Origin of the sequence: Nocardioides sp. J54 (assembly GCF_000519005.1) — a bacterium.
Classification (GTDB): domain Bacteria; phylum Actinomycetota; class Actinomycetes; order Propionibacteriales; family Nocardioidaceae; genus Nocardioides.
The window spans coordinates 24,251-47,249 of the sequence record NZ_JAER01000026.1; the positions used below are offsets into that span (position 1 = coordinate 24,251).

General features: G+C 72.6%; 23 protein-coding genes. 9 read left to right on the forward strand and 14 right to left on the reverse strand.

Annotated features, from left to right (window positions below):
• The first annotated feature begins 66 nt into the window (after window positions 1–66).
• On the forward strand, window positions 67–1,512 hold the full coding sequence (locus NOCJ54_RS28420; RefSeq protein ID WP_051485936.1) for a calcium-binding protein: 1,446 nt from the start codon (window positions 67–69) through the stop codon (window positions 1,510–1,512).
• On the opposite strand, the gene NOCJ54_RS0115770 is transcribed toward NOCJ54_RS28420, so the two are convergent.
• From NOCJ54_RS0115770 to NOCJ54_RS0115790, 5 genes are all read right to left on the reverse strand, one after another.
• A complete protein-coding gene (locus NOCJ54_RS0115770) occupies window positions 1,496–3,043 on the reverse strand; it encodes a sodium/solute symporter (RefSeq protein WP_332248997.1) in 1,548 nt (515 codons plus the stop codon). The genes NOCJ54_RS28420 and NOCJ54_RS0115770 overlap by 17 nt on opposite strands.
• 4 nt (window positions 3,044–3,047) lie before the next feature.
• Window positions 3,048–3,413 carry a hypothetical protein gene (locus tag NOCJ54_RS0115775; protein ID WP_028656253.1) on the reverse strand — a complete coding sequence of 122 codons (366 nt, stop codon included), beginning with the start codon at window positions 3,411–3,413 and terminating at the stop codon, window positions 3,048–3,050.
• Complete coding sequence (locus NOCJ54_RS0115780; protein WP_028656254.1) at window positions 3,410–4,147, reverse strand: LytR/AlgR family response regulator transcription factor; 738 nt, start codon at window positions 4,145–4,147, stop codon at window positions 3,410–3,412. Before NOCJ54_RS0115780 ends, NOCJ54_RS0115775 begins: the two co-directional genes overlap by 4 nt.
• The gene (locus NOCJ54_RS0115785) at window positions 4,144–5,286 is read right to left on the reverse strand and encodes a sensor histidine kinase (protein WP_028656255.1); all 1,143 of its coding nucleotides are present in this window, start codon (window positions 5,284–5,286) and stop codon (window positions 4,144–4,146) included. Before NOCJ54_RS0115785 ends, NOCJ54_RS0115780 begins: the two co-directional genes overlap by 4 nt.
• A gap of 132 nt (window positions 5,287–5,418) precedes the next feature.
• Complete coding sequence (locus NOCJ54_RS0115790; RefSeq protein WP_051485937.1) at window positions 5,419–6,213, reverse strand: alpha/beta fold hydrolase; 795 nt, start codon at window positions 6,211–6,213, stop codon at window positions 5,419–5,421.
• Window positions 6,214–6,321: 108 nt separating this feature from the next.
• Here NOCJ54_RS0115790 and NOCJ54_RS0115795 point away from each other — a divergent pair, with 108 nt between their 5' ends.
• Window positions 6,322–6,732 (forward strand): RidA family protein, encoded by a 411-nt coding sequence (locus tag NOCJ54_RS0115795; protein WP_028656257.1) that lies wholly within the window; start codon window positions 6,322–6,324, stop codon window positions 6,730–6,732.
• An 89-nt stretch (window positions 6,733–6,821) separates the two neighbouring features.
• On the opposite strand, the gene NOCJ54_RS0115800 is transcribed toward NOCJ54_RS0115795, so the two are convergent.
• The 5 genes from NOCJ54_RS0115800 to NOCJ54_RS0115820 are packed head-to-tail and all read right to left on the reverse strand — an operon-like array spanning window position 6,822 to window position 11,837.
• Window positions 6,822–8,006 carry an acetyl-CoA C-acyltransferase gene (locus NOCJ54_RS0115800; protein ID WP_028656258.1) on the reverse strand — a complete coding sequence of 395 codons (1,185 nt, stop codon included), beginning with the start codon at window positions 8,004–8,006 and terminating at the stop codon, window positions 6,822–6,824.
• A 13-nt stretch (window positions 8,007–8,019) separates the two neighbouring features.
• Window positions 8,020–8,778 (reverse strand): 3-oxoacyl-ACP reductase FabG, encoded by a 759-nt coding sequence (fabG, locus tag NOCJ54_RS0115805; RefSeq protein WP_028656259.1) that lies wholly within the window; start codon window positions 8,776–8,778, stop codon window positions 8,020–8,022.
• Between the two features lie 41 nt (window positions 8,779–8,819).
• Window positions 8,820–9,833, reverse strand: coding sequence for a phosphotransferase family protein (locus NOCJ54_RS0115810; RefSeq protein WP_028656260.1), 1,014 nt, complete (start codon window positions 9,831–9,833; stop codon window positions 8,820–8,822).
• Window positions 9,826–10,605 (reverse strand): SDR family oxidoreductase, encoded by a 780-nt coding sequence (locus NOCJ54_RS0115815; protein ID WP_028656261.1) that lies wholly within the window; start codon window positions 10,603–10,605, stop codon window positions 9,826–9,828. Before NOCJ54_RS0115815 ends, NOCJ54_RS0115810 begins: the two co-directional genes overlap by 8 nt.
• Complete coding sequence (locus tag NOCJ54_RS0115820) at window positions 10,602–11,837, reverse strand: acyl-CoA dehydrogenase family protein (protein ID WP_028656262.1); 1,236 nt, start codon at window positions 11,835–11,837, stop codon at window positions 10,602–10,604. Before NOCJ54_RS0115820 ends, NOCJ54_RS0115815 begins: the two co-directional genes overlap by 4 nt.
• A gap of 76 nt (window positions 11,838–11,913) precedes the next feature.
• Between NOCJ54_RS0115820 and NOCJ54_RS0115825 the strand changes: the two genes are divergently transcribed.
• The 6 genes from NOCJ54_RS0115825 (at window position 11,914) to NOCJ54_RS0115850 (ending at window position 17,573) form a co-directional block, all read left to right on the forward strand.
• On the forward strand, window positions 11,914–12,390 hold the full coding sequence (locus tag NOCJ54_RS0115825; protein WP_028656263.1) for a MaoC family dehydratase: 477 nt from the start codon (window positions 11,914–11,916) through the stop codon (window positions 12,388–12,390).
• 128 nt (window positions 12,391–12,518) lie between these two features.
• Window positions 12,519–13,172 (forward strand): TetR/AcrR family transcriptional regulator, encoded by a 654-nt coding sequence (locus NOCJ54_RS0115830; RefSeq protein WP_084255314.1) that lies wholly within the window; start codon window positions 12,519–12,521, stop codon window positions 13,170–13,172.
• 175 nt (window positions 13,173–13,347) lie between these two features.
• The gene (locus NOCJ54_RS0115835) at window positions 13,348–14,853 is read left to right on the forward strand and encodes a long-chain-fatty-acid--CoA ligase (protein WP_028656265.1); all 1,506 of its coding nucleotides are present in this window, start codon (window positions 13,348–13,350) and stop codon (window positions 14,851–14,853) included.
• Window positions 14,854–14,914: 61 nt separating this feature from the next.
• Entirely contained in the window at window positions 14,915–15,883 is a 969-nt protein-coding gene (locus tag NOCJ54_RS0115840) for a sugar ABC transporter substrate-binding protein (protein WP_028656266.1), read from the forward strand.
• Window positions 15,880–16,617, forward strand: a complete 738-nt coding sequence (locus NOCJ54_RS26255; protein WP_084255316.1) for a TetR/AcrR family transcriptional regulator — start codon at window positions 15,880–15,882, stop codon at window positions 16,615–16,617. The genes NOCJ54_RS0115840 and NOCJ54_RS26255 overlap by 4 nt, the downstream gene beginning before the upstream one ends.
• Window positions 16,614–17,573, forward strand: a complete 960-nt coding sequence (locus tag NOCJ54_RS0115850) for a phosphotriesterase family protein (protein WP_028656267.1) — start codon at window positions 16,614–16,616, stop codon at window positions 17,571–17,573. Before NOCJ54_RS26255 ends, NOCJ54_RS0115850 begins: the two co-directional genes overlap by 4 nt.
• A gap of 71 nt (window positions 17,574–17,644) precedes the next feature.
• Here NOCJ54_RS0115850 and NOCJ54_RS0115855 read toward each other — a convergent pair whose 3' ends face one another.
• The 4 genes from NOCJ54_RS0115855 to NOCJ54_RS0115870 form a co-directional block, all read right to left on the reverse strand.
• Window positions 17,645–18,562: an alpha/beta fold hydrolase gene (locus tag NOCJ54_RS0115855; RefSeq protein ID WP_028656268.1), complete on the reverse strand. Its 918-nt coding sequence runs from the start codon at window positions 18,560–18,562 to the stop codon at window positions 17,645–17,647.
• A complete protein-coding gene (locus tag NOCJ54_RS0115860) occupies window positions 18,559–19,764 on the reverse strand; it encodes an alpha/beta fold hydrolase (RefSeq protein ID WP_036518288.1) in 1,206 nt (401 codons plus the stop codon). Before NOCJ54_RS0115860 ends, NOCJ54_RS0115855 begins: the two co-directional genes overlap by 4 nt.
• A gap of 79 nt (window positions 19,765–19,843) precedes the next feature.
• Window positions 19,844–20,815 (reverse strand): NAD(P)H-dependent flavin oxidoreductase, encoded by a 972-nt coding sequence (locus NOCJ54_RS0115865; protein ID WP_028656270.1) that lies wholly within the window; start codon window positions 20,813–20,815, stop codon window positions 19,844–19,846.
• A gap of 92 nt (window positions 20,816–20,907) precedes the next feature.
• On the reverse strand, window positions 20,908–21,717 hold the full coding sequence (locus NOCJ54_RS0115870) for an enoyl-CoA hydratase-related protein (protein ID WP_028656271.1): 810 nt from the start codon (window positions 21,715–21,717) through the stop codon (window positions 20,908–20,910).
• Between the two features lie 314 nt (window positions 21,718–22,031).
• On the opposite strand from NOCJ54_RS0115870, the gene NOCJ54_RS0115875 reads away from it, so the two are divergent.
• Window positions 22,032–22,994, forward strand: coding sequence for a sugar ABC transporter substrate-binding protein (locus tag NOCJ54_RS0115875; protein WP_084255318.1), 963 nt, complete (start codon window positions 22,032–22,034; stop codon window positions 22,992–22,994).
• Window positions 22,995–22,999: the final 5 nt, after the last annotated feature.

Here is a 22,999-nt window from a genome sequence, read left to right on the forward strand (position 1 = left end):
GGGCCGCACGGGGAGCCGCAAGCCGGTCCCAAGCCGGCTGCAAGCGGGGACGCCGACCCTCGGAGGGTGAACAGGAGGCTTTCCCTCCTCCTCGCCGCCGCGCTGCTCGGCCCGGTGAGCGTCGGCCTCGCCGAGGGCGCCGACGCCGCCACGCCCAGGTGTGCGGGCCTCAAGGCGACCATCGTCGGCACCGACGCGGCCGACAAGATCAACGGGACCAGCGGCCGCGACGTCATCGTCGCCCGCGGTGGCAACGACGTCGTCGACGGCCGGGGCGGACCCGACGTCATCTGCGGCAGCGCCGGCAACGACACCATCCGCTCGGGCGCCGGGGCCGGCGGCCTCCTCCACGGCGAGGCCGGGCACGACCTGGTCATCGCCCAGGCGCCCGACATCGGGGTCTACGGCGGCGACGGCGACGACGTGCTGCGCACCAGCAGGAGCGACACCCTGCTGGACGGCGGCCGCGGCAACGACCGGATCGAGGGGAGCAGGTTCCCCGACGTGATCGACGGCGGGCCCGGCAACGACCACGTCCTGGCCAACGGCGGCGCCGACCGCTTCGTCACCGGCGGTGTCGGCAACGACCGGATCTACGGCGGTCCCGGCACGGACGTCCTGCGCGGCGGCGGGGGCGACGACCAGATCACCCCGGGGCCCGGTCGGGGCGGCTTCGCCTTCGGCGAGGCCGGCAACGACACGATCGTCACCGGCGACGACGGCCAGGCGCTCTACGGCGGCCCGGGCAACGACCTGATGAAGACGTCGTGGGAGGGCACCCTGCTCGACGGCGGTCCCGGGCACGACCGCCTGCACGGCGGTGCGTACGCCGACGTCATCTCCGGCGGGGACGGCAACGACATGATCTCCGCGGGTGGTGGGGACGACGTCGACCTCAAGGGCGGCTTCGGCACCGACACCTGCGACGGCGGCCCGGGCACCGACAACTGCCACGGCGGTGCGCCCGGCGGGCCCGGGAACTCGCCGACCGACCCGGACACCTGCACTGCCGAGGTGACCCGCTCGTGCCGGGGCGACGAGCTGCCCGAGCGGTGGCTGGCCACGCTGCACGGCCACGAGACCACGAGGTACGAGGTCCGCAGCTGGACGGTGAAGATGGTGCTCAAGCGGGCAGGCGACCCGGCGACGACCACCTTCTGGCGCGAGGAGAGCGTCACCGGCTCCTTCGACGTCAAGGGCAGCGACGAGAACTGCGCCTGGACGCACGTCGGGTCGTTCGGCGGCGCGGACTTCACCGGCGACCTCGGCCTGGTGCCGTCCGCCGACCTCTGCTGGCTCGACGTCGTGGCCGGCGGGCTCGGCACCTACTCGAAGAGCTGCGGCGCCGGGACGGTGACGACTCCCGACGAGTACTTCCAGGCCTGGGCAGCCAGCAACGGCGGGCCGGACACCCTGCCGTGGGACCGCACGAAGCGCGAGATCACGGGTAGCTGGCACAAGGACGGCTCCACCACCATCGACGTCGACTGGGTGGTCACTCCGCTCGAGTGAGCGGCCCCCTCCCGAGGGTCTCCGGCGTGTGCAGCCGGACCAGGAACCGCCGGGCGTGCGCAGGCGCACGCCCGGCGGTCGCCAGCGAGACGCCTGCCATCACCGCGAACGCCAGCGGCACGCTCCACGCGGCGGGCTGGGTGAGCAGGGCGCCGGCCCAGCCGTCGGCCTGGAACCCGAAGAGGTTCAGCACCGCGGCGCCGCCGGCGCCCAGGCCACCGGCCGCGAGGCCGGCGATCGCGCCGGCGTCGGTGAGCCCGCGCCACCAGATCCCCAGCACCAGCAGGGGGCAGAAGGTCGACGCTGCCACCGCGAACGCCAGGCCGACCGACTGGGCCACCCCGACCCGGCCGACCAGCAGCGTCACCAGCAGCGGTACGACGACCGCCACCGCCGCCGCGAGCCGGAACGCCGTCGCGACGGAGCCGGTGGAGCCGCCCGCACCGGAGTGCTCGCCGACCCAGCGGCTGGTCACGTCCTGGGTCAGCACCCCGGAGACCGCGATCACCAGCCCGGACGCGGTCGACAGGAAGGCCGCGAACGCGCCAGCCGTGGCCAGGCCGGTCAGCAGCTCGCCACCGATGCCCTGCAGCATCAGCCGCGGCAGCTCCAGGACGAGCACGTCCGCCCGGCCGTCGCGGACCAGCGGGTCGCCGTACACCCGGCCGAGTGCGGCGTAGACCGGCGGCCAGAGGTAGAACAGCCCGAGCAGGGCCAGCACCGCGAGCGTCGTGCGTCGCGCGCCGCGGCCGTCGGGGTTGGTGTAGAAGCGGACCACCACGTGCGGCAGGCCCATCGTGCCGAGGAAGAGCGCGATGATCAGCGAGTAGGTGGAGTAGAGGCCGATCGCGCCGTCGCCGGCGACCGGGTCGGACCACCCGCCGCCGAGCCCGTGCCCCGCGGGTCGCCCGTCGCCCCACCACACGACCAGCAGCACCATCGCCGGCACCAGCAGCGCGGTGAGCTTCAGCCAGTACTGGAAGGCCTGCACGAACGTGATCGAGCGCATCCCGCCGGACATCACGTTGACCACCACGACCAGGCCGACGATGACCGGGCCCACCCACTCCGGCGCGCCGATCGCCGACTCCAGGGTGATCCCGGCGCCCTTGAACTGCGGCACGAGGTAGAGCCAGCCGACACCGACGACGAGCAGGGACGACGCGGCGCGCACCCACCGCGACCCGAGCCGCGCCTCCGCGAAGTCGGGCAGCGTGTAGGCGCCGGAGCGGCGCAGCGGTGCGGCGACGAGGACGAGCAGCACGAGGTAGCCCGCGGTCCACCCGACGGGGTACCAGAGCATGTCCGCACCGCCGACCAGCAGCAGGCCGGCGATGCCCAGGAAGGACGCGGCCGACAGGTACTCCCCGCCGATCGCCGAGGCGTTGAGCCGCGGACGGACGGTGCGGGAGGCGACGAAGAAGTCGCTCGTGGTGCGCGAGAACCGCAGCCCCCAGGTGCCGATGGCCACCGTCGCCACGGTGACGGCGAGGACGGCGAGCAGGCCCGGCAGGGCGTCGGTGCTCAGCACCGGCTCACTCCGGGCCCTCGACGAGGTCGGCGAAGTCGCGCTCGTTGCGCTCCACGCTGCGCACGTAGCGCCACCCCAGCAGGAGCAGGAACGGGTAGACGACCACGCCGAGCAGGAGCCACGCCAGCGGCACGCCAGCGACGGCGACGTCGTCGAGCTCGGGCCACAGGTGGAAGGCGAGCGGCAGCAGCCCGAGGGTGAGCGCCAGCCCCACCAGGACGGCGAGCGCCAGGCCGAGCTGCTCACGCAGCAGCGAGCGCAGGTAGACGTCGCCGAGCGCGGTCTGCTCGTGCACGTCGCCGAGCCGGCTCGCGGCCCGCCCGGCGGCCGTGTGCCGGGGCGGTCCGGTGACCCGGACCCGCTCGGTCATCGCGCCGGGCCCCCGGCCCGGGCACGGCGCACCAGCACGTCGCGCAGCGCACGGGAGTGCCGCCGGCTCACCGGCAGCTCGGTGTCGCCGACCATCACGGTCGTGCGCCCGGCGTCGCTGCGCACCTCGGTGACGTGCGCGAGCGCGACGAGCAGGGAGCGGTGGATCCGGTGGAAGCCGGCCTCGGCCCACTGCTCCTCGAGCGTCGTGAGCGGCACGCGCACCAGGTAGGCCTCGCCGGCGGCGGTGTGCAGCCGGGCGTAGTCGCCCTGCGCCTCCACGTGGGTGATCTCGCCGCGGTCGACGAAGCGGGTCACCCCACCGCGCTCCACGGCGACCTGGGTGTCCGGAGCCGGCTCGGGCGGGGCGCCGGCCGCGAGCACGCGTCGTACCGCCTCGGCGAGCCGCTCCGGGCGGACCGGCTTGAGGACGTAGTCGACGGCGCGCAGGTCGAAGGCCTCGACCGCGTGCTGCTCGTGCGCGGTGACGAAGACGACCGGTGGCGGTTGCTTGAAGCGCCCGAGCACCTCGGCCAGCTCCAGCCCGCTCAGGCCGGGCATCTGGATGTCGAGGAAGACGCAGTCGACCTCGCGCTCGCGCAGGATGCGCAGCGTGTCGGTCGCAGACGGGCAGGAGACCACCTCGCCGACGCGGGGGTCGGCGTCGAGCAGGTAGGTCAGCTCGTCGAGCGCCGGCCGTTCGTCGTCGACGACCAGGACGCGCAGGCCGCTCACGAGCGCACCCCGCCGACACCGCTGACGCTGACGCCGGGCGCGAACTTCGGCACCCGCACGATCACCTTCGTCCCTGCTCCCGGCGCGGTCTCCACGACGAGACCGTAGTCGTCGCCGAAGGTCGCGCGCAGCCGGGCGTCCACGTTGCCCAGGCCCACCGAGTCGAGGGCCGCGTCGCCGGCCAGGGCCCGGCGCACCTTCTCGGGGTCCTCGCCGACGCCGTTGTCCTCGACCTCGATCACCGCCTCGTGGCCTCGGTCGTGGGCGTCGATCGTCAGCTGCCCGGTCTGGTCGGCGCCCTCGAGGCCGTGCCGCACGGCGTTCTCCACCAGCGGCTGGATGCACAGGAACGGTACGACGACCGGCAGCACCTCGGGCGCGACGTTGAGCGTGACCTGGAGCCGGTCGCCGAAGCGGGCCTGCTCCAGCAGCAGGTAGCGCTCGATGGAGTTCAGCTCCTCGGCGAGCGTGGTGAACTCGCCGTGGCGCCGGAAGGAGTAGCGGGTGAAGTCGGCGAACTCCAGCAGCAGCTCGCGGGCCCGGTCGGGGTCGGTGCGCACGAAGCTGGCGATCGCGTTGAGCGAGTTGTAGACGAAGTGCGGGCTGATCTGCGCCCGCAGCGCCCGCACCTCGGCCTCGATCAGCCGGTTGCGGTGGGCGTCGAGCTCGGCCAGCTCCAGCTGCCCCGACACCCACTCGGCGACCTCCTCGGTCGCGCGCACCAGCCCGGCCGTCGGGGTCGGCGAGAACGCCTGCACCGTGCCGAGCACCCGGCCGTCCACGACGAGCGGGCTGACCACGCCGGTGCGCACCGGGCACCCCGGCTCGGTGCACCCGAGCTGCCCGCGGTCCAGGGTGCGGGTGCTGCCGCGCTCGATCGCCACCACCCCCGCGGCCGCCGCCTGCTCCCGGTGGTGCGACCCCAGGCCGTCCCAGGCCAGCACCGCCTCGGTGTCGGTGATCGCCAGCGCCGGCGTGCCGAGCAGGGCCCGCAGGTGCCGGATCGCCCGCTCCGCGCTGGCTGTCGTGAGCCCCTCACGCAGGGCCGGCGAGGCGAGGGAGGCCTGGTGCAGCGCGCGGAAGGTCGCCCGGTCCGCGTCGCTGCCGAGGTGGCCCCGTCGCCACAGCCGCCTGCTCACCCGTCCATCAAAGCGCACGACGTGGCAGGTTCTGGCACGCGAAGTGTCAAGCTTCGGCGTGCGAGGTGGCAGGCCGTGGCACGTGAGGTGGCAGAGATGGTCGTCCGGGGTGCCCGTCCGCGCGGTCCGTGCTCAGCTGCGCAGCACTCCGTCGAGGAAGTCGAAGAGCAGCGACTGCACCACCTCGGGAGCCTCCTGGGTGGGGCTGTGCCCGACACCGTCGAGCTGGTGGTGCCGCACGTCGGGGAGCCGGCGGACGACGTCCGCCGTCCAGGCGGGTGGGCGGGCGACGTCGTCGGTGCCGTTGATGACCAGTGCGGGAACCTGCAGCCCGTCGAGCAGGTCGCTGGCGTCCTCGCGCTCGACGACGCCGCGTGCCGCGTGGCACAGCCCGGGGGACAGGGAGGCGATCTGCCGGCGGAAGGCATCCACCAGGTCCGCCTTGGCGGCGTCGGCGCGAGTGGTGGCCCCGAGCATGATCTCGAGCACGACCTGCTGCAGGCCCTCGTCGAAGCCGCTGGCCTCGATCTGGTCGCAGACGCCGCCGAACGCCGCGCGCTGGTCGTCGGGCTCGTGGCGGGCGGAGCTGCCGACGAGGACGAGGGCCTGTACGGCGTCCGGCTGGGCAGCGGCGATGCGGACCGCGACGTCGCCGCCCATCGACTGCCCGAGCAGTGCGTACCGGCTCAGGCCCGCCGCCTCGAGGGTGGCCACGACGTCCTTGGCCGCTTCGTCCATGGTCACGGTCGCGGTCGCCTCGTCGGTGCGTTCGCCCTGGCCGAGGAAGGTCGGCCGGACGAACCGGAACCGGCCGCGACCGGCCTCGACCAGGTCGTCGAAGGACGACGCATCGAGGAAGAGGGAGTGCAGGCACACGACGACCGGCAGGTCTGTCTCGCCGGTGTCGCGGAGGTTCTCGTCGACCATCGTTTCGCTTCCTGTCGTCAGAGGAACGGGTGTGACCTGCACCATAGTCGAACTTGACGTCGGTCTCAACTAAAGTGGAGGAAAGTTCCGCTGAAACGAGGAGATCCCATGCCCGTCACGCTCATCAACCCGCCCGGCCTGGCCGAGCCGCCGGCCGGCGCCTACCACCACGTCGCGATCGCCAGCGGCACCCGGCACGTGTACGTCGCCGGGCAGATCGCTCGCGACGCGACGGGTGCGCCGGTGGCCACCGGTGACCTCGCCGGCCAGGTGGAGCAGGCGTACCGCAACATCGCCGTGGCGCTCGAGGCAGCCGGGGCGACCTTCGCCGACGTGGTCCGGCTGACCTTCTACGTCGTCGACTGGTCGGCGGAGAAGTTCGAGCTCCTCATGGCCGGCATCAACCGCGCCACCGAGGAGCTCGGGGTGACGGCGCCCCCCGCGTCCCTCATCGAGGTGGTCTCGCTGTTCGAGCCCGACGTGCTCGTGGAGATCCTGGCGACCGCCGTCGTCGACTAGCACCAGCCGCGCCGTCAGCGCGCCGGGTGAGACGCACGCGGCCGGCACTCCTGCAGCGGAGTGCCGGCCGCGTTCCGGCGTGGCTTCGTTCAGCGCAGCGAGAACAGCCCGGCGGCGCCCATGCCGCCCCCGACGCACATCGTGACGACCACGTGCCGTGCCCCCCGGCGGCGCCCCTCCAGGAGGGCGTGACCGACCAGGCGCGCGCCCGTCATGCCGTACGGATGCCCGATGGAGACCGCGCCCCCGTTGACGTTGAGCCGGTCGGGGTCGATGCCGAGCTCGTCGCGGCAGTGGACGACCTGGCAGGCGAACGCCTCGTTCAGCTCCCACAGGTCGATGTCGTCGACCTTGAGGTCGTGCTGCTCGAGCAACCGCGGGATGGCGAAGACCGGGCCGATGCCCATCTCGTCGGGCCGGCAGCCTGCGACGGCGATGCCGCGGTAGACACCGAGCGGCTCCAGCCCGCGGCGCGACGCCTCCCCGGCCTCCATCAGCACCGAGGCCGATGCTCCGTCGGACAGCTGCGAGGAGTTGCCTGCCGTGACCGACGCGGCCCCGACATCGAGCACCGGCTTCAGGGCGGCCAGGCCCTCGGCGCTGGTCGTGGGCCGGTTGCCCTCGTCAGCGACGAGGGTGACCTCGCGCATCGTGACGCTGCCGTCGGCCTCGCGCACCCGCTGCACGGTCGGAAGGGGGACGATCTCCTCGTCGAAGAGCCCGCCGAGCTGGGCGGCCGCCGTGCGGCGCTGCGACTCCAGGGCAAAGGCATCTTGGGCCTCGCGACTCACGGCGTACCTGCGAGCCACGACCTCGGCGGTGCGGAGCATCGGCAGGTAGACGTCGGGCACGTTCTCGACCAGCCACGCATCCTCGGCGCGATGCTGGTTCATGTGCTCGTCCTGCACCAGGGAGATGGACTCCACGCCCCCGCCGACGACGACCTCCATGCCGTCGTGGACGATCTGCCGTGCCGCCGTGGCGATCGCCATCAGGCCCGACGCGCACTGCCGGTCGACGCTCATGCCGGGTACGCCGACGCCCAGGCCGGCGCGCAGGGCGGCCTGCCGGGCGACGTTGAAGCCGGTCGTTCCCTGCTGCATGGCCGCGCCGAGCACGACGTCCTGCACCTCGGGCCCCTCGAGGCCGGCGCGCTCGACGGCGTGCCGGATCGCGTGCCCGGCGAGCGTCTGGGCGGAGGTGTCGTTGAAGGCGCCGCGGTAGGCCTTGCCGATGGGGGTGCGCGCCGTCGAGACGATCACTGCTTCTCGCATGTCCCGGCTCCCCTCAGGCCGTCGGTCCGCCGGCGACGTACAGGACCTGGCCGGACACGAACCCGGCCTCCTCGCTGGCGAGGTAGCCGACCGCGGCGGCCACGTCCTCGGGTCGTCCGGCCCGGGCGACGGGGATGCCCGCGACGACGGTGCGGGACAGCTCCTCGAAGTCGAGCCCCATCCGGGCCGCGGTGGCACGGGTCATGTCGGTCTCGATGAATCCGGGCGCGACCGCGTTGGCGGTGACGCCGTACCGGCCGAGCTCGATCGCGAGGGTGCGGGTGAACCCCTGCAGGCCGGCCTTGGCCGCGGAGTAGTTGGACTGGCCGCGGTTGCCGAGGGCGGAGGTGCTGGAGAGGTTGACGATCCGTCCGAACCCGGCCTCCACCATGTGGCCCTGGACCGCGCGGGTCGCCAGGAAGGCTCCGCGGAGGTGGACCGACATCACCTGGTCCCAGTCGTCGAGCGTCATCTTGAACAGCAGGTTGTCCCGCAGGATGCCGGCGTTGTTGACCAGCACCGTCGGGGCGCCGAGATCGGCGGTGACCTGGGCGACCGCAGCGGCGACCGCGGCCTCGTCGGTGACGTCGGCTCCGACGGCGAGGGCCTTGCCGCCCGTCCCGGAGATCTCGTCGACGAGCGGTTGGGCCGCCGTGGCGTCGAGGTCGAGCACGGCGACCGCGTGGCCGTCGTGCGAGAGTCGGCGGGCGATGGCGGCGCCGATGCCCCGGGCTCCGCCGGTGACGATCGCGACTCGCGCAGTGGTGGGCATGAGGGGTGTTCCCTTCGTCGTGGCCGGCCCGTGTGGCCGGCTCAGAATCCCGCGTCGGTGGCCACCTGGTGGGCGTGCTCGACCAGGACGTCGATGCGTTCGCGGGGAAACTCGTGGTGCGCAGCGGGTGCGGGCTCGGCCTGGGCGCGGTGCAGGATTCCCTCGGCGATGATCGCGACCTTCCAGAGTCCGAGCACGTGCCAGAAGCCGACTCCGTCCACGTCCCGACCGGTGGCCGTCGCATAGGCCTCGACCAGGTCGTCACGGGGCGCGAAGCCGGGGTGCTGGGAGGGTGCGAGGTGCTGCATCGCCGGCTCACCGGCGTGCGGCCAGTAGGCCAGCAGGGTGCCGAGGTCGGCGAGCGGCTCGCCGAGGGTGCTCAGCTCCCAGTCGAGCAGGGCCACCACCTCGCCGGTCCCGGGGGCCGTCACGACGTTGAGGACGTGGCCGTCGCCGTGGACCAGCGTCGTCTCCCGCTGGGATGGTACGGCCGCGCGCAGGCGTTCGGTGAGAGCGTCGAGGGTCCTCAGGTCCCGGGTGCGCGACGCCTCCCACTGCCGTGTCCAGCGCCGGAGCTGTCGCTCGGCGTACGGCGCGTGGCTGGCCAGCGTGCTCAAGCCGGTGGCGTCGAGGTCGACGGCATGAACCGCGCCCAGGGTGCGCACCAGGGAGAGCCCGATCGTCCGGCGGACCTCGTGCGGGGTGGCGTCGAGAGCAGCCCTGCTGTCGAGCACGACGCCCTCGACGCAGGACATCAGGAACGCCGGCGGGTCCTCGAGGGTGCCGTGCACGTGGGGCACGGGCACCGGGGTCGGCCCGAGGGCTGCCATGATCCGCGCCTCGCGCAGGACGTCGTGGGCGGAGTCCAGGTGGGGCCCGGCCGGCGGCATGCGCAGCACCCACTGGCGGCCGGTCTGGTCGTGCACGCGGACGGTGAGGTTGGACTGCCCGACGCCCAGCGGCGAGAGCGTCACGTCGCCGACGGGCGCCAGGCCGAGGTCAGCCAGCCAGGCGCGTACCCCGGCGGGGTCGGACGGACGGATCCGGCTAGTCATCGGCCGTCGCCTTCGGGACCAGCAGCGCGCCTCCGTCGACGACCAGGGTCTCGCCGGTCACGAAGGACGAGGCGTCGGAGGCGAGGAAGAGGACGGCCTGGGCGACCTCCTCCGGCTCACCGATGCGCCCGAGGGGCGTCGCGGCGCCGACACCGGACTCGTCCTCCTTCCAGAGCGCCTCCGACAGGCGGGTGCGGATCACGCCGGGGGCCACGGCGTTGACCCGGACCCGCGGAGCGAGCTCGACGGCCTGCTGCCGGGTGAGGTGGAGCAGGGCCGCCTTGGTCAGGTTGTAGACGCCGAGGCCGGGGGTGACGGACAAGCCACCCACGGAGCCGGTGTGCACGACCGAGCCCCCGTGCTCACCCATCCAGGCCCGAACCGCCAGGGTGGTCCACAGGATCGGTGCCCAGACGTTGACATCGACGGTCTTCATGAATCGCTGGTGGTCGACGCCGACGAGTGCCCCGTGGGCCGGGTTCGTGCCGGCGTTGTTCACCAGCACGTCCAGCCGCCCGAACCTCTCGAGGACCAGGTCGACGCAGGCTCGGGCTGCCTCGGCGTCCGCGGCGTGCGCACCGACCCCGAGCACGGTCCCGGCGCCCGGAGGCAGGTCGGCCGCGACGGCTGCGGCTGCTGCCTCGGCGGTCTCGGCGGTCCGGGAGGTCAGGACGACGTCGGCACCTGCGCCGGCGAGCGCGCGGACGGTGGCCAGGCCGATGCCGCGAGAGGCCCCGGTCACCACCGCGACGCGGCCGCGGAGCCCGGTCACCGGCGGACGGCGGTCGTGCTGGCGTCGCGGTGCTTGCCCAGCTCCTGGTGGGCGATGCTCCGCTTGTGCACCTCGTCGGGCCCGTCGGCCAGGCGCAGGGTGCGCAGGTTCGCCCACCACTCCGCCAGGGGGAAGTCGTTGCTGACCCCGCCCCCGCCGTGGACCTGGATCGCCCGGTCGACGACGCGCAGCGCCATGCTCGGCGCGTCGACCTTGATCGCCGCGATCTCCATCCGGGCGGCCTGGTTGCCGACCGTGTCCATCATCCACGCCGCCTTCATGGTGAGCAGGCGGGACTTCTCGATGTCGATGCGAGCCTCGGCGATCCAGTCCTGGATGTTGGCCCGTTCGGCGACCGCCTGGCCGAAGGTCGAACGGCTCAGGGCGCGACGGCAGAGCAGCTCGAGCGCCCGCTCGGCCGTGCCGATCGCCCGCATGCAGTGGTGGATCCGTCCGGGACCGAGGCGGGCCTGGCTGATCGCGAAGCCCTCGCCCTCGCCGGACAGGAGGTCCGTCACCGGAACGCGCACGTCCTCGAAGAGGATCTCGGCGTGGCCCTCCCGGTCGTGGTAGCCGAACACGGGCAGGCTGCGGACCAGCGTGACGCCGGGGGCGTCGATGGGCACCACCATCATCGACTGCTGGCGGTGGCGCGCGGCCTCGGGATCGGTCTTGCCCATGACGATCAGGACGCGGCAGTTCTTGTGCAGGGCGTTCGACGCGAACCACTTGCGCCCGTTGAGGACGTACTCGTCGCCGTCGCGGACCATGCGCAGCTCGATGTTGGTCGCGTCGGAGCTCGCCACGGCGGGCTCGGTCATGGCGAAGGCCGACCGGATCTCTCCGGCCAGCAGTGGCTTGAGCCACCGCTCCTGGTGCTCGGGCGTCCCGAACCGGGTCAGCACCTCCATGTTGCCGGTGTCGGGTGCGTTGCTGTTGCACGCCTCCGGCGCCAGACGGGGCGAGCGCCCCATGATCTCGGCCAGCGGCGCGTACTCGAAGTTGGTCAGGCCGGGGCCCCAGGCGGGGTCCGGGTGGAAGAGGTTCCACAGCCCGCGGCGCCGGGCCTCGGCCTTCAGGTCCTCCAGGACCTGGGGGTGGTGGTGCGGGTCGCCGGACGCCGCCATCTGCTCCTCGTAGACGGACTCGGCGGGGTAGACGTGCGCGTCCATGAAGTCCAGGAGCTCCTCCTGGTACTTCTTCGCGCGCTCGGAGGTCTCGTAGAAGGACATCGGCACTCCAGGGGTGGTGGCGGCGGGATCAGGTTGCTAACTTGAAGTTAATCTCAATTTCAAGTTGGAGGCAACTATGACGCAGCACACGTACCCGCTCCGACCGGCCAACCTCAGCGACCTGCTGGCGTTGGTGGGCGTGGAGATCGGGCCGACCGGCTGGCGTCCGGTCGACCAGGCGGCGGTCACGGTGTTCGCGGACGTGACCGAGGACCGGCAGTGGATCCACGTCGACCCCGTGCGCGCCGCGGCCTCCCCGCTCGGCGGGACCATCGCCCACGGCCTGTTCACGCTCTCGCTCGGCCCGGCGCTGTTCTACGAGCTGGTCTCGCTGGAAGGCTTCGCCCACGGGCTCAACTACGGCTACGACCGGGTGCGCTTCCCGGCGCCGCTGCCGGTCGGGTCGCGGGTCCGGATGACCTGGCGCCTGCTCGAGGTGGACGCGGTCGCTGGCGGGATCCAGCTGCGGTCGCGACAGACCTTCGAGCGCGAGGGCGGCGACCGGCCGGTGTGCGTCGCGGAGTCGGTGGCCCGGGTCGTGCCGGTCGGCTGAGTGGGCCACGAGTCGCACGGCTCGCAGGCGCGGCGCCTTGGCACACTGGTCGAGCGATAAAGTGGCGGCCGCCGGGCCGGTCCGGCAGACGCGTGTCGACGGGAACGACGAGCCGACGAGGAGTACGGATGGCACGGGAGGCATCGCCCCGTAAGGGCCCTGCGGCGCCGGAACGCGTGCCCCCGCGCACAGCCCGTGGGGCGCGTACCCGCGCCCGCCTGGTGCAGGCGGCGCGCACGGTGTTCGAGCGTGACGGCTACCTCGACGCACGGCTGGCCGACATCACGTCCGAGGCGGGTACGGCCTCGGGGTCGTTCTACACCTACTTCGACAGCAAGGAAGAGATCTTCCGGGCCGTGCTCGAGGAGCTCGAGGACGAGATGCTCCACCCCCATGTGCGTGAGCTGAACGAGCACGACCCGATCGGCGCGATCGAGGCCAGCAATCGTGCCTACCTCGAGTCCTTCCAGCGCAACGCCCAGCTGATGCGACTGCTCGAGCAGGTCGCGACGATCGACGACGACTTCCGCGAGATGCGCAAGCGTCGCGCCGACGCCTTCATGCGCCGCAACGCGCGGGCGATCCAGGACCTCCAGGCGGCAGGCCTCGCCGACCCGACCCTCAACCCGCTGCTCGCCGCCGGTGCCCTCTCGGGCATGGTGGCCCGGGCCGCCTACACGAATTGGGTGCTCGGCGAGGACTGGGACGCCGATGAGCTGGCCACCACCCTGACCCAGATCTGGATCAACGCGCTGAAGCTCCAGCAGCCCGAGCGCGGCTGACTGACGCGGTCGCGCTGCCGAGCGCCCGTGCCCCGCTGGGGCGCGGGCGCTCCTCGCATTTCTCCCGACGTCCTCGCTCGCTGGTCGGGGGCCATTCCAGGCACGGCCTTGAACTTGAGTCCGGTTTCAACTACGGTGCGGCGAGCCAGTGTTCCACGTCACACGGAGGAGACCCATGGTCAACATCGCGGCCGCTGTCTGGAGCCACGCCGTCACCGATCCCGATCGGCTGGCGGTGCGCAGCCCCGTGGCGCAGACCTATGGTCAGCTGCGGGAGGCCAGTGCACGTGTGGCCGGCGCTGTCCGTGAGGCGGGTCTCGCGCCGCTCGACCGGGTGGTCCTGATCGCGCCGTCGGTGCCGGAGTTCGTGCCGACCTACTACGGCCTCCACGCCGCAGGGATCACCGTCATCACGATGAACACCATGTCGACGGGGCACGAGATCGGCTACGTGCTCGACGACTCCGGTGCCTCGCTCGTGATCGCGTGGCACGAGTGCGCGGAAGCGGCGCGGGAGGCCACTGCCGAGCGGAACCTGCCGCTCTGGGAGCTCCCCGCCGGCCGTCCGCCGGCCGGTCCCGCCGTCGCCCGCCCCCACGAGCACTCGGCCGACGACACCGCGCTGATCCTCTACACCTCCGGCACGACGGGCCGCCCCAAGGGCGCCGAGCTCACGGCCGGCAACCTGGTCGCCACGGTCGAGGCGTTCGTCCCGGCCCTCGGGCTGACGGCAGCGGACCGCGTCGCGACCGCGCTGCCGCTGTTCCACGTGTTCGGGCAGGCGGTCTGCATGAACAGCACGCTGTCGACCGGCGCCTCGCTCTCACTGCTCTCCCCCTTCGATCCTGCTGCGATGCTGCGCCTGACCCGCGACGACCGGGTGAGCGTGCTCCTGGGCGTCCCCACGATGTGGAACGCGATGCTGCACGCGAGCGACGAGCTCGGTGCCGAGGACTTCGCCGACCTGCGCCTCGCCGGGTCCGGCGGGGCCTCCCTGCCCGCCGAGGTGATCAAGGCCTTCGAGGGCCGCTTCTCCTGCACGATCCTCGAGGGCTACGGCCTGACCGAGACCACGGGAGCCGGCACCTTCAGCGACATCCACCTGCCGCACCGGCCGGGCACCGTCGGCCTCGCGCTGCCGTCGCTCCGGGTCGAGGTGCGTGACACCGAGGGTTCCCCCGTGCCGCCGGGCGAGGTCGGCCGGGTCTTCCTCTCCGGCCCGACACTGATGAAGGGCTACTGGAACCGGCCCGAGGCGACGGCGGCGGACCTCCGCGACGGCTGGCTCGACACCGGCGACCTCGGGCACCTCGACGCCGACGGCTACCTGACGATCGTCGACCGGGCGAAGGACCTGATCATCCGCGGGGGCTACAACGTCTACCCCCGCGAGGTCGAGGAGGTCCTCTACGAGCACCCCGACATCGTCGAGGTCGCGGTGGTGGGCGTGCCCGACCGCCACTACGGCGAGGAGATCGCGGCGGTGGTGGTGCGCGCGGACGGTGCGCGGGTCAGCGGCGAGGACATCCGCACCTGGGCCAAGGAGCGGCTCTCGGCGTACAAGGTGCCGCGGCTCTTCTCGTTCGTCGAGGAGCTGCCCCGCGGCGCCACCGGAAAGATCCTGAAGCGGGCGATCGATCGCGACGCGATCTCGCGCGGCCTGCAGGAGTCCACGACGTGATCGGGCCTACCCGAGCGGCCCGACGCACAACAGCGCCCCGTGCGCTGAGAAGGAGGTTCCCATGATGTCTCGAAGGCTGGCTGCCGGCCTGTCGTTGACGGCGCTCTCGCTGGTCGTCGCCGCCTGCGGCGGCGAATCGTCGGCGGAGGAAGGTGCCGACGAGCGCTACACCATCGGCATTGTCCAGTTCTCGTCGAGCGACGAGACGACGGAGACCGTGATCCGCGGTTACGTGGAGTACGCCGAGGAGCAGGGCTGGGAGTACAGCAAGGTCGATCCGCAGGGGTCGGTCGACCGGGCGATCAGCGCCATGAACGACTTCGTGCAGAAGGGCGTGGACGCGATCGTGGTCTCCGTCTTCCCGAGCGACTCCCTCACGGCGGGCGTCCGGGCGGCGAGCGCTGCGGACATCCCCGTGATCTCGATCGTCGGCGGCACGGCCGAGGGCGTCCCGATGAGCGCCGACGCCGGACGCCCCAACGCGGAGGAGATCTCGGACCTGCTCATCGATGACCTCGGCGGCTCGGGTGAGGTCCTCGTGCTCGGGTACTCCGCAGGCCTGCCTTGCGTCGGCCGCGAGGAGCAGCTCATGGACGCCCTCGACGGGACCGACATCGAGGTCACCCGCGAGGAGGTGCCCATCCCCGGCCAGGTCGAGGCCGGCACGCGCATCGCCCAGGGCTGGCTGGCCGACCGGCCGAAGGGGAGCGGGCCACTCGCGGTCTGGGGCTGCTTCGACGACCCGTCGCTCGGCGCGGTCAGCGCGCTGCGCCAGGCCGATCGCGACGACGTCCTCGTCTACGGCATCAACGGGACCCCGGCGGCCGTGCGGGCCGTCCGGGATGGCGACATGAGGGCGACCGCGTTCGCCGACGCCTTCGGGGTCGGCCGCGACCTCGCCGAGCAGACGCCGGCGGTGATCGAGGCCGGCCCGGGCGCCGACGCCCGTGACGTCCCGCTGCCGACCTTCCTGGTCACCGAGGACACCTACGACGAGTTCGCCACGACCCATCCCGAAGCGGTCAAGTGAGCGAGATCGTCACCACGATCGACGACGACGCCGCCGACGAGGGTGCGGTACCGCCCCTCGTCGGCGACGGCCAGGTCGGCGAGCAGCCCAGCACCGCTCGCGGGGTCCGCACCCGGGAGGCGCTGGTCGCGGCCGCGCGGCGGGTCTTCGAGCGGGACGGCTTCATCGACGCCCGCCTCTCCGACATCACCCGCGAGGCGCGGTGCTCCACCGGGACCTTCTACACCTACTTCGAGAGCAAGGAGGAGGCGCTCACGGCCGTCCTCCATGCGGCCCAGGACGACATGATGCATCCGGGCATGCCGCACGTCGACGCCGACCCGGGGAACTCCGCGGCCATCATCGCCGCTGCCAACCGCGCCTACCTGGACGCCTACGGCCGCAACGCGAGGCTGATGAAGCTGCTCGAGCAGGTGGCCACGATCGACCCGGCCTTCCGCGAGCTCCGCCTCGCCCGCTCGCGCGCCTTCGCCGAGCGCAGCGCCCGGCGGATCGCATGGATGCAGGACCACGGGTACGCCGACCCCACGCTCGACCCGTTGATGACGGCCCGGGCGCTGGCCGGCATGACCAGCCGGATGGCCTACCTGGCCCTGGCCCTGGAGGAGGACTGGGACCTCGATGGCGTCGCCGCCACCATCACCCAGCTCTGGCTGAACGCCGTCGGCGTGCCGAAGGACGACCACACCGGGCGCGGCCCCCGCGCACCGCACACCACGCAGGAGGAAGCATGACCACCATCCCGACGATCACCGGGGAGATCGGCCTCGACGACCTCGGCCGGACGCTGGTCCACGAGCACGTGTTCGTGCTGGGCGAGGAGTACCGGATCAACTACCAGGACGACTGGGACGAGGAGGAGCAGGTCGAGCGCGCCGTCGCCGCCCTCGAGGAGCTTCGTGGCCTCGGGTTCGACACGATCATGGACCCGACCGTCCTCGGGCTGGGCCGCTACATCCCTCGCATCCAGCGGATCGCCGAGCGCACGTCGCTGCAGATCCTCGCCGCGACCGGTCTCTACACGTTCAACGACGTGCCGCACCAGTTCCACTACCGCGGTCCGGGCCTGATGTTCGACGGACCCGAGCCGTTGACCGAGCTCTTCGTCAAGGACCTCACCGTGGGCATCGCGGACACCGGCGTGCGAGCAGCCTTCCTCAAGTGCGCCATCGACGAACCGGGTCTCACCCCCGGGGTCGAGCGCGTGATGCGGGCGGTCGGCCAGGCGAGCGTGCAGACGGGGGCGCCGATCACGGTCCACACGAACGCCGCCACCCAGTCCGGTCTCGTGGCCCAGAAGGTGCTCGCCGACGAGGGTGTCGACCTGCGCAAGGTCATCGTCGGTCACTCCGGTGACAGCGACGACCTGGACTACCTCGTGCAGCTCGCCGACGCGGGCTCTCTGCTGGGGATGGACCGCTTCGGGCTGGACCCGTGGATGGACACCGAGCGGCGGATCGACGTGATCGTCGAGCTGGTCAGGCGCGGCTATGCCGAGAGCATCGTGCTCTCGCACGACGCGCACTGCTTCATGGACTTCGTGCCGGAGGACCAGCTGGTTGCCGCGCTGCCGAACTGGAACTACGTCCACATCCCGCGTGACGTCCTGCCGGCCCTGCTCGAGAAGGGCGTGACCGAGGCCCAGCTCGAGACGATGCTCGTCGCCAACGTGCGCCGGCACTTCTCGTGAGCCCCCCGGGGCGTCGGTCGACCGAGCGGCGCCCCGGGCGGCAGGCCCCTGCGGCGCAGGTCGGACCAGCCTCAGTCGAGACCCTCGAGGAAGCGCAGCAGGAGCGCGTTGACCTCGTCCGGGCGTTGCTGCTGGAGCCAGTGCCCCGCCTGCGGGACGACGTGGTGGCCGCGTAGGTCGGTGCAGCTCTCGGCGAGGCGGTCGGCCGGCTGGAACCGGCGGACCAGGTCGTCGGCGCCGGTGGCGAACATCGCGGGCTGGTGGACGTGGTGGCCCCGGGCGCGGGCGAGCTCCCAGTTCCGGTCGATGTTGCGGTAGTAGCGCAGTCCGCCCGCGAAGCCCGTGCGCTCGTAGGCGTCGAGGTAGACCTGGAGGTCGTCCGGATCGATCCACTCGGGCAGGGCGGCGTCGTGGGCTCGCGCGTGCAGGCAACCGGGCGCCTCCGCGAAGAGGCCGGTGAACGTGCGGCGCAGGTCTGCCGAGAGCGCACCCTCGGCCCGCCCCGGCTCCTGGTACCAGATCATGTAGAAGTCGTCGCCCAGCCGCCGGCGCAGCACCTCCGTGGGCGGTACGGCGGCCGGCGGTCCGTGCGGGACGCTCAGTCCCACGACCGCGCGGACCCGGTCCGGGTGCAGGACCGCGGTGGCCCACGCTGCGGCGGCACCCCAGTCGTGGCCGACCAGGACGGCCCGCTCGTGCCCGAGGGCGTCGAGCAGCCCGGCCAGGTCGGTTGCGACCTGCTCGACGCCGTAGGCCGCCTCGTCGTCAGGACGGTCGCTGTCGCCGTACCCGCGCATGTCGGGCACGACCACCTGGTAGCCGGCCGCGACGAGGGCCGTGACCTGGTGGCGCCACGAGTGGCCGAGCTCCGGGAAGCCGTGGGCGAGCAGGACCGGGGGACCGGTGCCCGCGACGAGGGTGCTGAGCCGGATGCCGTTGGTCTCGACCAGCTCGACGCGGGTGGCCGGCGGGTGCGGGCCCGTGCTCACCGGTCGAGCACCCGGTCGAGGAAGGCGCGCACGGCCGCGTTGAACTCGACCGGGTTCTCGATCATCGGGTAGTGACCGGTGCCGTCGAGCGTGACGACCTCGACGTCGCCGATCCCGGCCGCGGTGGCGGCCACCTTCTCGGCATCGACCAGCCAGTCGTCGCTGCCTCGCAGGAGCAGGGTGGGTGCGGCGATGTCGGCGAGCCGGTCGCGCAGGTCGAAGGCGGCGTAGCCGGTCAGGTCTCCCTGCGCGATCCACGGCGCTGCCCGGCACAGCTGCCAGACGACCTCCTCGGCGCGGTCCGGCGGGGTCCGGCGACCGGTGAGCGATCGCGCGAACGGCTCGAGCACGACCGCGGCGTGGGTGGTGATCATGTCGAGGGTGAACTCGTCCAGCGAGGGCGTGTGGGCCGCGCCCTCGGCCGAGACGATCGCACGGTAGGCGTCAGGGCGACGAGCGCCCAGCTCCAGCACGGTGTTCCCTGCCATCGAGCAGCCGAGGACGACCGGCAGATCGAGCTCGAGCACCTCGATCAGCCGCTCGGCGAAGGCCGCGAGCTCCGTGGTGCTGGTGAATCGCCCACCCGGAGGGGGGAGGGACTTGCCGTGGCCCGGCGCGTCGACCGCGATCACCCGGAAGCGGTCGGCCAGCCCGGTGAGCACGTGGCGGTACATCACAGTGTCCTGGCCGGCGGCGTGCAGGCACAGGACCGGTACGCCGTCGCCGGTCTCCTCCACGTGGACCCGCAGGCCGTCCACGTCGACGTAGCGGCCGCGGACCTCGGTCGAGGTGGGCTCGGGGGCGGGGGACGGCGCGGGCGTCGGTGTGCCGGCCAGGCGGCGCAGGGCCAGCAGCGTGTTGTGCAGCGTGCGCAGCTCGTGCATGGTCGCGACGGGATCACCGTGGGTGGTGACCGTGCCGGCCGGGCCGCCGGAGAGGAAGTCGGCCTCGCCGGCCAGCAGCGACGACCATGTGTCGGCACCGGCCTCGACGACGAAGTCGGCGCCGCCCTCGGGAGCGCCCTGCGCCACCTGCGGGGGCTCGCAGGGGATGGATCGGACGGTCAGACTGCCGTGGTCGTGGCGCAGCTCGATCGTGCCGGCGAGCCACCGAGCGTCTGCACGCCAGCGCGCGTCCGCAGCGAGCTCCTCAGCGAGCCGGGCGGCCAGTCGTGGGTCGGTGAAGAGGTCGGTCGTGCTCATCGCTCTCCTAAGTTGAAGTTGACGCCAAGTTTAGAGAGCGGCGCGGTGAGGGGCAATGGGTCGCCGCCGACTGCTGTGGTCAGGCGCTGAGCATCGCGAGCCGGCCGGCCGCCTCGTCGTACTCGCGGGCGAGGCGCTCGACGAGCTGGGCGACCGGCACGGTCCGGTCGACCGCGCCGATGCCCTGGCCGCAGCCCCAGATGTCCTTCCATGCCTTGGCGTCGGTGGTGCCTCCCGAGCCCCAGTCCATGGTGGAGGGGTCGGAGACCGGCAGGTCGTCCGGGTCCAGGCCCGCGGCTGCGATGCTGCCGCGCAGGTAGTTGCCGTGCACGCCGGTGAAGAGGTTGGAGTAGACGATGTCGGCGGCGGTGCTCTCGACGATCATCTGCTTGTACTCGGGGCGGGCGTTGGCCTCGTCGGTGGCCAGGAAGGCGGACCCGACGTAGGCCAGGTCGGCTCCGGCCGCCTGCGCGGCGAGGACGGAGCTGCCGTGGGCGATGGCGCCGGACAGGAGCAACGGGCCGTCGAACCAGCGCCGGATCTCCTGCACGAGCGCGAACGGCGACAACGTGCCGGCGTGCCCGCCGGCGCCGGCGGCCACGGCGATGAGGCCGTCGGCACCCTTCTCGACCGCCTTGCGGGCGAACCGGTCGTCGATCACGTCGTGCAGCACGAGCCCGCCGTAGGAGTGCACGGCGTCGTTGATCTCCGGGCGCGCCCCGAGCGAGGTGATCACGATCGGCACCCGGTGCTCCACGATGCGCGCCATGTCCTCCTCCAGCCGGTCGTTGGAGCGGTGCACGATCTGGTTGACGGCGTACGGCGCGACGACGGCGTCCGGGTGGGTCCGCTGGTACGCCGCGAGCTCCTCCTCGATCTGGTCCAGCCAGTCGTCCAGCAGCGAGGCCGGGCGCGCGTTCAGGGCGGGGAAGGAACCGACCACCCCCGCCTTGCACTGCGCGACCACCAGCTCCGGACCGGAGCAGATGAACAGCGGGGAGGCGACGACCGGGACGGACAGGCGGCCTTCGAGCAACGTGGGCAGTGACATCGGATCTCTCCTCGACGGGACGGGACGGGATGGGTGCGGAGGGCGGCGAGGCCGGACCGCGTGCGGTTGCGGGGGTGTCGGGTCGGTGGGTGCTAGCGGCCCAGCGGCGCCAGGCCGGGGAAGACGGGCGGTCGTCCTTCGAGGTGGCTGGCCACGCCCTCCTCGCAGTCGGGTGCGGCGAAGGAGTCGAGCATGAGTCGGTGGGCCTCGGTCGCGGCGGACTCGAAGTCGCTGTCGAGCGCCCTGTGCACCTGGGTCTTGATGAGGTGCATCGAGGTGGGCGAACAGTGGTCCGCGAGCTGCTGCGCGTAGTCCACCGCGGCGTCGAGCAGGTGGGCCGGTTCGACGAGGCGATCGACCAGTCCGATGGCTGCGGCCTCCCGCCCGTCCACGATCCGTGCGGAGAGCAGGAGGTCGAGCGCGCGGCCCGGCCCGACGATGCGGGGGAGCAACCAGGCGATCCCGTACTCGGCGATCAGGCCCCTGCGCGCGAACGCCGTCGTGAGCTTGGCGTCCGGGGCGGCGAAACGGACGTCGCAGTAGAGCGCCTCGACCAGGCCCAGGCCGGCGGCGGCGCCGTTGATCGCGGCGATGAGCGGCTTGCGCAGGAGCAGGGGACGGTGCCGGGGTGCGGCGGGCTCGGGCAGTGCGCTCGCGCCGTCCCGGCTGACGGTGGTGAGGTCGGCCAGGTCGGCCCCGGCGCAGAACCCGCGGCCGGCGCCGGTGACCACGACAGCCCGGACGTCGGGGTCGTCCTCCGCCTCGTCGAGCAGCCCGAAGTAGCGCCGCTCGAGCTCGTCGGTCCACGCGTTGAGCCGCGCCGGGCGGTTGAGGGTGAGCACTGCGACGGCGCCCCGTCGCTCGGCGAGAACGGTCTCCTGGTGGTCGAGCGCACCTGGCACAACGGACCCCTGTCAGTGGGTGCGCCTGGCTGCCCGGCGCAATCGGTCTCGGATGCCCCCAAGGATTACTTGAAGTTGACGCCAGTCTCAACTAATGTGCGGTGAAACACAACCGCGGCGGCGACGCAGGGAGCGCCGGCCCACCGCTGATCAAGCCGGCCAGCCTCGACGGCGAGGCGTGCGACGCCGGCTCGACGCCCGCGCCGTGCTCGCCGCGCCGATGCGGCGTGCTCGGGGCGTGCCTCCGGTCGGCTCCGCTGCGCGGGGCCGACCCGACAACCGGCCCCGGCCGTCACCAGTCCTGAGGAGGACCGATGATCATTCGGAGAATCGCGCGAGGAGTGGCGCTGCTGGCGGTGGTGCCCACCGTCGCGTCGGCCTGCGGGGACACCGGAGGGGGTGACGACCCGGCGTACTCGATCGGCGTCGTCCAGTTCTCCTCGAGCGAGGAGACGAGCGAGACAGCGCTCCGGGCCTACCTCGACCACGCCGACGACCAGGGCTGGGAGGTGACCAAGGTCGACCCGCAGGGCTCGGTCGACAAGGCGATCAGCGCCATGAACGACTTCGTCCAGAAGGGGGTCGACGTCATCGTCGCCACCGTCTTCCCCAGCGAGTCCCTGACCGCCGGGATCCGTGCCGCGAGTGCCGCGGGCATCCCGGTCATCTCCTTCGCCGGCGGGCCCGCGGACGGTGTCGTCGTCGACATGGACGCCGGTCGCCCGACCGCGACCGAGATCTTCGAGATGCTCCTCGAGGACCTCGACGGAGAGGGCGACCTGCTGTTCTTCGGCAACAACCAGGGCCCGCCGTGCATGGGACGGGAGGCCGAGCTCATGGAGCTGGTCGCGGGCACGGGCATCGAGGTCACCCGCAAGGAGGTGCCGATCCCGGGCCACGTGGAGGCGGCCACGCAGTTCACCCACGCCTGGCTGGCCGAGCACCCGGCCGGCAGCGGCCCGCTGGCCGTCGTCGGCTGCCTGGACGAGGCGGCACTGGGCGCGGTCAGCGCCCTGCGACAGGAGCGGCGCCAGGACGTCCTCGTCTACGGCATCAACGGCACGTCGGCGGCACTGCACGCCGTCGAGTCGGGTGACATCCGGGCGGTGTCCTTCATCGACGTCGCGGCTGCCGGGAGGACCGCAGCCGAGCGCACGCCCGAGGTGATCGAGCAGGGCACCGATGCCGAACCGAGCGTGATCCCCATCCCGGCGGTGCTGGTCACCTCGGAGACCTACACGTCGTTCGCCGAGAAGTACCCGGGCGCGGTCCAGTGACGAGC